This window comes from Celeribacter sp. (assembly GCF_048270365.1).
Lineage (GTDB): Bacteria > Pseudomonadota > Alphaproteobacteria > Rhodobacterales > Rhodobacteraceae > Celeribacter.
In genome coordinates this window covers 137,340-149,466 of sequence record NZ_JBLWTA010000008.1, presented here as the reverse complement: position 1 = coordinate 149,466, position 12,127 = coordinate 137,340, and the positions used below count along the sequence as shown (strand labels likewise).

Below are 12,127 nucleotides of genomic sequence, written 5' to 3'. Positions count from 1 at the left end.
ATCGCTGGTGAATGGCGCTTCTTTTGTCTGGAAATATCCCGGGGGTATGGGGGCTGGCCCACATGAATGGTGCGTGTGGGGGCTGGCTGCCGCATGCACGTCATTTCATAAGAAACTCGGCAAAAGAAAAGGCGCGCCGTTCGAGCGCGCCTCTATTCTGTCGCGACCGCCGCAATCGGGCTTTACACCGACGTTTCAAACCGTGAGGGGTTCAAACCAGATGGCCATTCGAGCCGTTGGTGCCTTTCGCATCGTGGTTATGCCACGGGTAAGGTTAACACGGGCTTAACCGAAACCCGTGTTACCAGATTTATTTCGCCTGAATTATTTCAGCGCACGCCAGCCAATGTCGGACCGGTTGAAGCCCTCGGGCCAATCAATCTGATCAATCATCGCATAGGCGCGGTCGCGCGCGTCTTGCAGGCTTTCGCCCCGCGCCGTCACGTTGAGCACCCGCCCGCCGGTCGCGACGATCTGGCCGTCTTTCTCGGCGGTGCCCGCATGGAACACCATGTTCATGCTGTCTTCGGGAAGCGCGTCCAAGCCCTTGATCACAGTGCCTTTCTCATAGTCGCCGGGATAGCCCGTCGCGGCCATCACAACGGTCATCGCGTGATCCTCGGCCCAGTTGACCTTGGCCTGACCCAGCGTGCCTTCGGCGGTTGCCAGCATCAGATCCAAAGCCTGCGCGCCCAGACGCATCATCAGCACCTGACATTCCGGGTCGCCGAAACGACAGTTGTATTCGACAAGCCGCGGCTGGCCGTCTTTGATCATGAAGCCTGCATAGAGCACGCCCTGATAGGGCATGCCGCGTTTGGCCATCTCTTTGACGGTCGGTTTGACGATCTCGTCCATGGCTTTTTGGATCACGCTGTTGGTCATCACCGGTGCGGGGGAATAGGCCCCCATGCCGCCGGTGTTCAGTCCCGTATCACCGTCACCAACGCGCTTGTGATCCTGCGCCGTGCCGATGGGCAGGACGTTTTCGCCGTCGCAGAGAATGAACCAGGAGGCCTCTTCGCCTTCCATGAATTCCTCGATCACGACCTCAGCACCCGCGCCGCCGAACGCACCGCCGAACATGTCGTCGATGGCCTCCAAAGCGGTCGCTTCGTCCATGGCGACGATCACGCCTTTGCCTGCCGCCAGACCGTCGGCCTTCACCACGATGGGGGCGCCTTGCGTGCGGATGTAGGCTTTGGCCTTTTCCGCATCGTCGAACCGGGCATACCCGGCAGTCGGCGCACCCGAGGCGTCGCAAATCTCTTTGGTGAAGCCTTTCGAGGCCTCCAATTGAGCGGCCAGTTTCGAGGGCCCAAAGGTCAACACACCCGCCGCGCGCAGATCGTCGGCAACCCCGGCGGCCAGCGGCGCTTCCGGGCCGATGACCACAAAATCAATCGCATTTTCCTCGACAAAAGACACCACAGCCGGGCCGTCGTTGATGTCAAAAGACGCGCATTCCGCGATCTTCGCGATGCCTGCATTGCCCGGCGCCACGATCAGCTTGTCGCATTTCGGGTTTTGCATCACCGCCCAGGCCAACGCATGTTCGCGCCCGCCGCTGCCGAGGATCAGAATGTTCATCAACGCTCTCCGCTTCACCTTTGCTTGCGCGCGTTCTAAGGTCAGCGAGAGTTTGACACAAGCACGAGCAGCCCCCGGAGGCCAAACATGTCCGATCTTTTCGAGGACGAAAGCCCCAAAACGTCCAACGCGCCGGAATTTTCCGTTTCCGAGCTGTCGGGCGCGGTGAAGGCGATGATCGAGGGCGAGTTCGGTTACGTGCGGGTCCGCGCCGAGGTGGGGCGTGTGTCGCGACCACGTTCGGGGCATTTGTATTTCGATCTGAAGGACGAAAAAGCGGTCATCAATGCGGTGAGCTGGAAGGGCCAGGTCGCGCGGATGGAGGTGCAGCCCGAAGAGGGGATGGAGGTCATTGCCACGGGTCGGATGACGACCTTCCCCGGCGGCTCGCGCTATCAAATCATCGTCGATAATGTCGAACCGGCGGGCGCGGGCGCATTGATGGCGATGCTGGAAAAGCGCAAAAAAGCTCTGGCCGCCGAAGGGCTTTTCGATGCCGCCCGCAAGAAACCCCTGCCGTGGTTGCCGGAGGTGATCGGCGTGGTGACCTCGCCCTCGGGCGCCGTCATTCGCGATATTCTGCACCGGTTGAGCGACCGTTTCCCGCGTCATGTTTTAATCTGGCCTGTGGCGGTGCAGGGGCAGAAAAGCGCCGCCGAAGTTGCTGCGGGCATTCGCGGGTTTAACGCTTTGCCCGCTGACGGTGCGATCCCTCGGCCTGACCTTATTATCGTGGCGCGGGGCGGGGGCTCGGTCGAGGACCTCTGGGGCTTTAACGAGGAAATTGTGGTGCGTGCGGCGGCGGACTCCGCGATCCCGCTGATCTCCGCCGTCGGCCACGAGACCGACACGACGCTGATCGATCTCGCCTCTGACAAACGTGCGCCGACACCGACCGCCGCCGCAGAGCTGGCCGTGCCGGTGCGGCGCGAATTGTGGGTCACCATTCAGGAGTTGCGCGCCCGGATGGAGCGGGCTTTGAATGGCGGCGTCGAACTGCGCCGCCAACGTTTGCGCGATTTGAGCCGGGCTTTGCCGCAGAAAGACCGCCTACTCGATGGGCCGCGCCAGCGTGTCGATCAGATCGACCTGCGTCTGACGCAGGCGCTGATCAACGGGGTGCGCAACCGGAGGCTGGCGCTGTCGGAGGCGGCGACCGTGCTGCGGCCCTCGATATTGCAAGGGCGGATGGCAGCCCAAAAGGACCGATTGTCCACTTTGTCCCTGCGGCTTGCACCCGCTTTGGCGCGCGGCGCGGGGCAACATCGGCGTGATCTTGATCGCTTGTCGGCGCGGCTGTCGCCCGCGACGGTGTCGCGCACGACGGTTCAGGCACGTCGCGATCTGACACAGCTCACCGACCGGTTCGAACGCGCCGCTCAAGGCCAGACTCATCGCTGGCGCGCAGCCTTGGATCAGCGCGCGGGGATGTTGTCGGCTTTGTCCTATCAAGAGACGTTGAAGCGCGGCTATGCCGTGGTGCGCGATGCCGAGGGTGGGGTTGTCACCTCGTCGAAGGACGCGGCCCGGATGCATGAGGTGCAATTTGCCGATGGGCGTGTGCAGATTGGGGGCGGCGTGGCGTCGAAACCCGCCAAAGCAAAGCCCAAGAACGAGCCGGGGTCTGGTGGTGGGCCGGCTCAGGGCAGTTTGTTCTGAGAAATGACATAGCGTAACGCGGTATGAGGCCGACGTTCTGAGAGCACGCCTTCTCCCTGAGCCGTTAACCTTAATCTGGTAAACCTTAACGCCGATTAAGGTTAATTTGGATGATCCCTGTGCGGCGCAGTTCGTAAGAAAAAAGGAGAAAAACAGAGCAGGTTGACGTCGACAGTCGTGGTGTCGAGCCGTGGCCGAGGGTTAAACCCCGACCTGAGGCCCCATGCAGGCCAACGGCCCGTCAGAGGCCCAGGCTTCATAAAGCTCGGTGCCGCTGTCGCCTTGGAACACGGCTTTGAGCTTGTCGCTTTCGACGAAGAATTGCCAGCATTGCGGCGCGAGGCCATCTTCGTAGATGAAGCAAATGTCCTTTTCGCGTTCGTACCAAATGCCCTCTTTGCAGGTGTCCTGATCAAAGGCCCAACGCACGCGATTTCCCGGCAGATATTCCTCCGCGCCATAGGGCTGACCGTCCTCGGCGAAGGTCAGTGTCTTGCCCGTCGCATAGGCGTCGAATTCGTCGCCGGTCAGGGGATCGGCAAAGGCGACCGTGGCACTCAAAAGGGCGCAGGCGAGGGGGAGGAGGCAAGTCTTCATCATTTGGCAACCATGACACAGGGCGACGAGTCGCTCCACTCACATTCTTAACAGGTGGTTAACCGGCCTCTTGTGTCCCAGTGGCGGTATGAAGGCGCGCGACGCGCGGGTCCATCACTTTGCGCCACAGAGGTGGGATCAAGGCGAGCGTCGCCATAGCTGGAAGCGAGCGCGGCAGTTGCGGCATCTCTTCCGTAAGCTCTAGCGCGGGGTAGGGCTTCATCGGATGGGCGTGGTGATCCGAATGCCGAGGGGCGTTGAGCATGAGAAAAGACGAGAACCATTGCGGGCTGTTCCAGCTGTGAACGGCGCCGACGGGTTCGAATTTTTCGGGAGCGATTTCGCGACGGCGGAGCCCGTAATGCTGCACGTAATCCGACAACATGAGCTGCGAGGAGGCATAGCCCGCGAGCAGCATGTATTTGAAAACGCCTGTGAAACCACCAATGAGATAGGCCAGAGCGAGACAGACGATAGCACCGCCGACATAAAGCACGTAAGGGTGCAGATCGGTCGATCCGGCACGTGTCCGCATCGCGTTTTCCTCACGTAGACCGGCGCGGAACGACCCGACCCAAGCGCGGGGCAGGAACCGGTAATAGCTCATGCCGAGAGGGGCGGAGTTGGGGTCCTTGGGCGAGGCGGCATAGCGGTGATGCACACGGACATGCGCGGTGGCGTGATGGCCGAACAGCAGCGTGATATAGACCCATGTGCCAAGACGGCGGAGCGTTCGGTCGGAGCGATGCACCAGCTCGTGCGCGTTGGAGTTCGACACCTGTCCAAAGAACAATCCCATGCCGAAAAATACGAAAAGCCTTTCCCAAAATGCGAGCTGCCCATTGGAGAGCGCCCAGACCGTGAGCGGCAAAAGTGCAAAATGCGAAAGCGCCAAGACGGTCGAAAGCGCGTTGGCGTCGGGAAATTCAGCCTCCGGGCTTTCGGGTGCGCGGACAAGGGCGACGAGCTGATCAAGCGAATAAGCCAACGCCGTCATATAGAGAAACCCGGCCACGGCCCAAAGTCCACCAAACAACGCGCCCAAGGCCAAAAGCGCCACGGGCGCCAGCGTCGTGACCGCGAAAAAACGAATGATGTGAGTGGTTTTCTGCGCCATCGTCTGTGTCATGGACGTCCCTTTAAATCTGTGCTGACTATAGGCATGAGCCTGCGGTCTGCAAAAGCGAAACCTGTGGCTCAGACGATGGGGAGGGGTGATTTTGGACATAATTTTATGGGGCTTGGCTGGGGCGAGTGCTTTGGTCTACCTGCCTTTGACCGGACACGCGCCGGCACTTTGGCGCAGCGGGATCAAGACCGCGCCTTTGAGCCTCTTCGCGCTATTGGCGCTCCTCCATGGCGGGTCATTTTGGTTAATATTCGGGTTGATTTTATCGGCGCTGGGCGATCTGGCGTTGTCGCGCGACGGGGAACGAAACTTTCTGATCGGCCTCGTCAGCTTTGCGCTGGCGCATCTCTGTTATGTCTTTCTGTTCTGGGGCGAGGTCAACACCCCTTTTTGGCTCGCCATTGTCATACTCGCGGGCGTCGCGCTGTCGACAGAGCTCTGGCTTGCGCCGCACACGGGCGACTTGCGCGGACCGGTGCGTGTCTATGTCGTGTTGATTTCTCTCATGACGGTACTGGCGCTCAGCCTGCCACAAGAGCTGCGACTGGCCAGTGTCGGCGCCGTCTTGTTCCTGTTCTCTGATCTTATCCTTGCGATCCAACTCTTTCGCATGACACCCGGAACGCAGGCGGCGCGATCCGCAGGCTATCTGCTCTGGACCCTCTATATTTGCGGGCAGGGCGCGATCCTTTTGGCCTTTGTGCCACGCGTTTGGGGGCTTTCATAAAGGGCAAAGACCCATTAAGTGACGACATGAACGGAGGCCCCATGTCGCTTTTTTCGAAACTGAAATCCCGTCTGATGAAAACCTCGTCGAAGCTCGACGAAGGGTTGGAAGCCATTGTCGAGGACGGTGGCGAAGAAAGCAGCGCAGAGGAGGCCTATGTCGAAGAGGTGGCAGGGGAGCCGGAAACGCCTGATGTCCCGGATGTAACACCGGAGCCTTTGCCTGCCCCTGAGCCCGAGCCGCAGCCGATCCCGGACCCGACGCCGGAGCCCGCCCCCGCGCCTCTGCCCGAAGAGCTTCCGACAGATGTGCCGCAAGAACTGCCGCAGGACTTGCCAAAGGATGTGCCGAACACGCCGTCGCCGGATGTCACACCGCCGTCCGAAGTCGCGCCGCTTGAGATGCCCGTGCAAACACCGGTCGAGGTACAGCCCGAGGCCCCTTCGGAAATGCCCGTTGAGATGCCAGTTGAAATTCCGGTCGAGACGGTGATCGAGGCGCCGACCGACAACAGCGTCCAAAACACCGGCGCGCCTGTCAAACCGGGCTTTCTGGGCCGTCTTCTGGGCCGCAAGGAAACCAAGACCGTCATTCGCCGCGCGCTGGATGACGATATGCTTGAGCAGCTCGAAGAGCTGTTGATCACCGCCGATATGGGGGTCGAGACCTCCATGCGGGTGACCGCCGCCATGGCCGAAGGTCGCTATGGCAAAAAGCTTTCGGTCGAAGAGATCAAACGCCTGATGGCCCAAGAGGTCGCGCGCATCATGGAGCCGGTGGCGAAACCGATGCCGATCTACACCAAAACGCCGCAGGTCGTGCTGGTCGTGGGGGTCAATGGCTCGGGCAAGACCACCACCATCGGCAAACTCGCGAGCCAATTCCGTGCGGCGGGTAAATCCGTGGTGATCGCGGCGGGCGATACGTTTCGTGCGGCGGCCGTTGAGCAATTGCAGGTCTGGGGCGAGCGCGCCGGTGTGCCGGTCTTGACCGCGCCCGAGGGCTCCGATCCCGCAAGCCTTGCCTTTGACGCAATGACCAAGGCGCAGGAGACCGGCGCCGATTTGTTGATGATCGACACGGCAGGCCGGTTGCAAAACCGCGCCGACCTGATGGAAGAACTGGCCAAGATCGTTCGCGTGATCCGCAAGAAAGACGAGACCGCGCCGCACAACACTTTGCTTGTACTCGACGCGACGACAGGGCAAAACGCGGTTTCTCAGGTTGAGATTTTCCAAAAGATCGCGGATGTCTCCGGCCTTGTCATGACGAAACTCGATGGGACCGCCAAGGGTGGGGTTCTGGTCAGTCTGGCCGATAAATTCGGTCTTCCGATCCACGCGATTGGCGTGGGTGAACAGATTGACGATCTCGCCCCCTTCGATCCCGAAGAATTTGCCGCGGCCCTGACGGGTCTGGAGGTTTGATGCTCGAAATTCTGCACGCCATTGGTCCCCAGAGCTGGGTCTCTGCGGGGAACCCGCTGGAACGACGCGAGGCGATTCAGGAGCTGTTTTTCGATCACCCGGTGTGCCCGGATGACACGGCGGAGGATTGGCCCGAAGACCGCGAGCTTTACGCTGAAATGGTCGTGGTCAAGGGCGAAAGCCTTGTGGGCACGGCCATGTTGGTGGTGGACCCGGACCGCGAAGACCGCCCGGCCCGCATCTGGGGTATGGGGGTTTTGCCGGAGTTTCGCACCGATTTCGTGATCCGCACGCTGGAAGAAGCGCTGATCACGGCGGGCTATCTGGACCCGGCGTACCCGTTCATCGAGGCGACAGACGGCATGTTGGTGCCGAATCCCTATTCCGATATGCCGGGGCTGTCGCGGTCTGATCCGCGCGCGGCCTGAGGCATGCGCTCAGTCGCTGTGCGGTTTCAGGCTCTGGACCTTTTCGGGGACCGGGGGTAGCAGGGGCGCATGAGCGATTTCATCCTTTCCCTTGAAGGCACGGAAACGGGCCATCACGCGGCGCTGATCCTGGCGCTGATGGCGGCGTTTCTGCATGCGCTTTTCGGCGCTCTGCAAAAAGGGCGTCACGATCCGTGGCTCTCGCGCGGCGCGATGGATTTCTTTTACTGCATCATGGCTGCGCCTTTTGCGCTTTTCGTCGTGCCCTGGCCCGAGCCGCATATGTGGTTGATATTCCTAGGCATGTTCGTGATCCACATGGGCTATAAAATTGCTCAGGGCTACACTTACACCAAGGGTGCCTATACGGTCGTCTACCCCGTCGTGCGCGGCTCCGGGCCGCTCTTTGCGGTGGTCGCGGCCGGTTTCGTCTTTGGCGAACATTTCACCTTGGTGCAGTGGCTCGGCGTTATGGTGCTGATCTCCGGCATCTTCGGGCTGGCGATTTACAACCTGCGGACCATCACGGTCGGGCGCGACACTATGGTGCCCGCTTTGATGTTGGCGGTGCTGACCGGCGCTTTCGTGGCGCTTTACACCACCTATGACGCCTACGGCATCCGCTCCACCGCCGATCCGTTTACGTTCTTGGCGTGGTTCTTTTTCCTCGACGGTTTGGTGATGCCGGTGGTGGCGTTTCTGCGCTACCGAAATATGGTCGAGAAACCTGCCCTCGGGCCGCTCGCGGTCAAAGGATTTTTCGGCGGCATCGTGGCCTATTTCTCCTTTGGTTGCATCATGTTGGCGACCCGTCTTGATAATGTGGGCGAGGCGGCTGTGCTGCGGGAAACCTCCACCGTCTTTGCCGCACTGATCGGGTGGATCGTGTTGGGCGAAAAGGTCGGGCCGAGAAGATTGTCCCTCATGGCCTTGATTGCTTTGGGCGCGGTCATAGTTGAGATGGGTGGATAAGGAGCGCGCATGTCGGAAGAGAAAGAGATCAAGCCTTGGGTGAAACCGGTTCTCGAAATGGGGCCGATTCTGGCGTTTTTCGCGGGCTATATCGCGCTGCGAGACCATGTGTTCACCATCGGCGGCACGGAGTATTCCGGGTTTATCGTGATGACGGCGGCGTTCATCCCGCTTTTGGCGCTCTCGACGCTGATCCTGTGGCGTCTGACCGGCAAGCTGTCGGCGATGCAGATCATGACACTGGTGCTGGTCGTCGTCTTCGGGGGGCTCACGATCTGGCTCAACGACGAGCGCTTCTTCAAGATGAAGCCGACGATGATTTACATCATGTTCGGGGCCATTCTGGGCGTCGGGCTTTTGCGTTCGAAAAGCTACCTCTCATTGGTTCTGGGTGAGGTGATGCCTTTGGACGCCGACGGCTGGCGCAAGCTTGAGTTTCGTATGATGTTGTTTTTCTTCGGGCTGGCCGTCGCCAATGAGGCGATCTGGCGCACGATGACGACGGACACTTGGGTGAAGTTCAAGACCTTTGGCTTGCCGATCACGATGCTGGCGTTTTTCATGGCGCAAAGCGGGTTGATGGCGCGGCATTCGACCGAAGACGACACGAAAAAAGCCGACACGAAAAAGGCCGATAAGGACGCAGCGGAGTAACCGCCTAAGTTCCGGTGATCGTGTAAGGCAGATAGGCAATCGCGAGGGCCGCGGAGCCGGTGAGGCTCAGCCCTTCGATCAGAATATCCTGTCCGGGCGCGCCACCGACGATGCGGTCGACAAAGCTGCGCGAGGCGATCATCGACAAAAGCTCCGGCGAACTCATGAGGCTTGAGTGCCCAAGTGGGCCGGGGCGGGGCGCGATAGAGGTGTCGACGACCAACACGCCAAGCCGCCGCAATTCCTCGATATTTTCCGCCTCTCCCACGCGAGGATGGCCGCCCGTCAGAACAGAGGACAGTTTTAACGCCCGATCCCGGCGCGAGGCAAAGACCGCAAGTTCAACGTCAAAGGGGCGCAGATCGGTGACCTGCGTGCGGAACAGATCGAGGTCGATGTCGGCCTGCACCAGAACCACACCGTTCAGGCGGTCCAGTGTCTCGCGGTCGCCTTCGAGTGCTAGACGTTTGAGCGCCTCCATCGTCAAAAGCCCGCCCATGGAATGCGCCAGAATGGTGATCTGTTCGGCCTGACTTTGGGCCAGATCGCGTAGGGTCTGGGCCAGCGCCTTGCGGGCGAAAAGCACGGAATCTCGGTCGTAAGCATAGCGTGAAATCCGCCCCGCAGAGGGCCAGGAAAACAGCACCATCGGCTGGTCCATCTCGAAATCCGTGGCGATCTGGGCGGCACGGAACACGGCGCCGGGGTAGGAAACGTTATAGCCATGGACGAACAGCACCACGCCGCGGTCGCCTTTGGGCTGGGCGCGGACGCGTTGGTTCAGGACGTGGCGAAAGTCGGGTTCCGTGTCGAACCGCCGGCTGTCTGCGACGAAAAACTGTTTCTCCGGGTCGAGAGGTGTGCGGGGGAAGGAAAACTCGCCGGGATTGCGATCCCTCGGCACCGAGATTTGGTAGTCGCAAAAGAACCGCGTGTCGGAACGGGCGGCTTCAAAGACCTGATGCGGGTCCTGCGACACGGCGCGGTTGGTGACGACCAGAAGATCGCGCGTGTGCGTGGCCTGGGCCTCCGGAGGGCTGTTCATCAAGGGCACGGAGCAGGCGCTGAGACACAGCGCGCTGCCGCCCAAGATCATCTCCCGCCGGGTGCGGATCACTTTTGATCCCCGCCTCTGGTGCCCTGACCGAAAAGGATTTTCTGAGCCTCTTTGTCATGCGCCGTTTCCGTGCGTTTTTCAGCCGCCAAGGCCCGTCCACGCTGTACCGCCGGGCGCGAGGCGATCCGCGCGATCCAGCGCGCCAGATGCGGTTTGTCGTCGAGGCTCTGTTCCTGTTTTTCCCACAGGGACGCCCAGGGCCAGATCGCCATATCGGCGATGGAATAGAAATCGCCCGCGACGAATTCTTCTTCGGCCAGACGCCGATCGAGCACGCCATAAAGCCGGGCCACTTCGTTGCGATAGCGGTTCTTGGCATAGGGCAGGTCGTTCGGCGGCTCCATATTGGGCGCGTAGCTCAGAAAGTGATGCGCCTGTCCGGCCATGGGGCCAAGCCCGCCCATCTGCCACATCAGCCATTGATCGACGGCAACATGATCCCGCTCGCCACCGCCGTAGAATTTGCCGGATTTGCGCGCGAGATATTGCAGGATTGCGCCCGATTCAAAGATCGAAATCGGCCGCCCGCCGGGGCCTTCGGGGTCGACGATGGCGGGCATGCGGTTGTTCGGCGCGATCTTGAGAAATTCGGGCGCAAACTGTTCGCCTGCGCCGATGTTCACCAATTTGACCTCATAGGGCAGGTCCATTTCCTCGAGCGCGATGGAAATTTTCCAGCCGTTCGGCGTGGGCCAGTAGTGGAGCGTGATGGGGGTGTCGATCATCTGTCTCATCCGTTGTCATCTCCCATCCGCACCATCGGGGATGAGATTTGCTTCAGGATGACGCTTTGCGCGAAAAGGACAAGGGCGAAGCGAAGGGACGGCGCGGCAAAAGATGCGAAAACCGGGGCGCATGGGTGGCGGGAAGCGCCTCTTGTAACAATCCCATCGGCAGACGTTCGGGATGACGCAGCGCCGTGCGATAAAATTCAAACACGCCCGTGCGCAGATAGGGCGACCAGTGACAGATTTTCTTGTCCGCGGCTGGAATGTCATAGCCCAAACGGGCAAGTGCCGCGAGGGTCGCCGCACCGTCGATTTGAATGTCGCACCATCCGCGATGCGATTGCCCCAGGCCCGCACCCAGCGAGCGAGACGGCGCATGATCGGGGACCAGAGCCATCTCGAAGAGCGCGTCGAAGAGATCATTTTCCCGTGAGGTCACGTTCAACACCTCCGCCGTGCGCCCGGCGGCGCTGTCGAGGGCGTGTTCGGCGGTCGAACGGAACTCTGCGGCGGACAAAAGAATCGCGCGACGCACAGCGCCTTCGGGCAGATGCGGCAGGGCAGATAGGATCACGCGCGCCCCCAAGGAGTGGCCCATCAGATGCACAGGGCGGTCGAGTTTCCAGATCAGTCGGGCCAAGGCCTCGCCGGTGGCGCGGGCCGCAGAATAGGCCTGCCAGATCGAGCCGCGCGCCTGCCAGCCGAGCGCAATGCAAAGCCCCTCATCGGAGCGCCCGGTGCCAAATCCAAGCCCGCGCGGCCAGCTCAGCGCCTTGCGACAGGTCAGGCCGGGATCGAGCGAGAGGATATGATCATGCGGGTCGTGCTCTGGCACAAGCGGCGAGAATTTGTAGCCGTGGACACAGATCACAATCGGCGCGCCCTTGGGCACCTTCGCCAGAGCCTCGCGCAGGACCAGCGACGTGCCTGCGGGCAAAAAGGACCCATCTGTGTTGATCTTCAAAAGGGGCATCTGCGCCACCCTCTGTTGCCTCACCCGTGTGTCTTCCCTGCTTGAGATATGCGCGAGAAGTGTCACGATGCTGCGACAGGGCGGTGAATCTTTGTTAACGTGAGCGGGCGGATCGGTCATATGCTT

General features: G+C 60.9%; 12 protein-coding genes. 6 read left to right on the top strand and 6 right to left on the bottom strand.

The genetic code is table 11. The annotated features are described in order from the left end of the window. Nucleotides 1-324 precede the first annotated feature (324 nt). On the bottom strand, nt 325-1,590 hold the full coding sequence (purD, locus tag ACN0X0_RS12665; protein WP_417279449.1) for a phosphoribosylamine--glycine ligase: 1,266 nt from the start codon (nt 1,588-1,590) through the stop codon (nt 325-327). A gap of 87 nt (nt 1,591-1,677) precedes the next feature. Here purD and xseA point away from each other — a divergent pair, with 87 nt between their 5' ends. Next, a complete protein-coding gene (gene xseA / locus ACN0X0_RS12660) occupies nt 1,678-3,249 on the top strand; it encodes an exodeoxyribonuclease VII large subunit (RefSeq protein WP_417279448.1) in 1,572 nt (523 codons plus the stop codon). A gap of 201 nt (nt 3,250-3,450) precedes the next feature. On the opposite strand, the gene ACN0X0_RS12655 is transcribed toward xseA, so the two are convergent. Beyond that, nucleotides 3,451-3,849, bottom strand: a complete 399-nt coding sequence (locus ACN0X0_RS12655; protein WP_417279447.1) for a hypothetical protein — start codon at nt 3,847-3,849, stop codon at nt 3,451-3,453. Between the two features lie 55 nt (nt 3,850-3,904). After that, nucleotides 3,905-4,975, bottom strand: a complete 1,071-nt coding sequence (locus tag ACN0X0_RS12650; RefSeq protein WP_417279446.1) for an alkane 1-monooxygenase — start codon at nt 4,973-4,975, stop codon at nt 3,905-3,907. A gap of 91 nt (nt 4,976-5,066) precedes the next feature. On the opposite strand from ACN0X0_RS12650, the gene ACN0X0_RS12645 reads away from it, so the two are divergent. From ACN0X0_RS12645 to ACN0X0_RS12625, 5 genes are all read left to right on the top strand, one after another. Next, a complete protein-coding gene (locus ACN0X0_RS12645) occupies nt 5,067-5,702 on the top strand; it encodes a lysoplasmalogenase (RefSeq protein WP_417279445.1) in 636 nt (211 codons plus the stop codon). Between the two features lie 41 nt (nt 5,703-5,743). After that, the gene (ftsY, locus tag ACN0X0_RS12640; RefSeq protein ID WP_417279444.1) at nt 5,744-7,129 is read left to right on the top strand and encodes a signal recognition particle-docking protein FtsY; all 1,386 of its coding nucleotides are present in this window, start codon (nt 5,744-5,746) and stop codon (nt 7,127-7,129) included. After that, nucleotides 7,129-7,557 (top strand): GNAT family N-acetyltransferase, encoded by a 429-nt coding sequence (locus ACN0X0_RS12635; RefSeq protein WP_167602011.1) that lies wholly within the window; start codon nt 7,129-7,131, stop codon nt 7,555-7,557. Before ftsY ends, ACN0X0_RS12635 begins: the two co-directional genes overlap by 1 nt. Before the next feature lie 69 nt (nt 7,558-7,626). Then, nucleotides 7,627-8,529, top strand: a complete 903-nt coding sequence (locus tag ACN0X0_RS12630; protein WP_417279443.1) for a DMT family transporter — start codon at nt 7,627-7,629, stop codon at nt 8,527-8,529. Between the two features lie 9 nt (nt 8,530-8,538). Then, complete coding sequence (locus ACN0X0_RS12625; protein WP_417279442.1) at nt 8,539-9,183, top strand: inner membrane-spanning protein YciB; 645 nt, start codon at nt 8,539-8,541, stop codon at nt 9,181-9,183. 4 nt (nt 9,184-9,187) lie between these two features. Here the strand turns inward: ACN0X0_RS12625 and ACN0X0_RS12620 are convergent, their stop codons facing one another. From ACN0X0_RS12620 to ACN0X0_RS12610, 3 genes are read right to left on the bottom strand one after another with little or no spacing between them, the layout of a single operon-like run. Further along, nucleotides 9,188-10,300 carry an alpha/beta hydrolase gene (locus ACN0X0_RS12620; protein WP_417279441.1) on the bottom strand — a complete coding sequence of 371 codons (1,113 nt, stop codon included), beginning with the start codon at nt 10,298-10,300 and terminating at the stop codon, nt 9,188-9,190. After that, a complete protein-coding gene (locus ACN0X0_RS12615; protein WP_417279440.1) occupies nt 10,297-11,025 on the bottom strand; it encodes a glutathione S-transferase family protein in 729 nt (242 codons plus the stop codon). Before ACN0X0_RS12615 ends, ACN0X0_RS12620 begins: the two co-directional genes overlap by 4 nt. Nucleotides 11,026-11,077: 52 nt before the next feature. Next, the gene (locus ACN0X0_RS12610) at nt 11,078-12,001 is read right to left on the bottom strand and encodes a DUF726 domain-containing protein (protein WP_417279439.1); all 924 of its coding nucleotides are present in this window, start codon (nt 11,999-12,001) and stop codon (nt 11,078-11,080) included. Between the last annotated feature and the right edge of the window lie 126 nt (nt 12,002-12,127).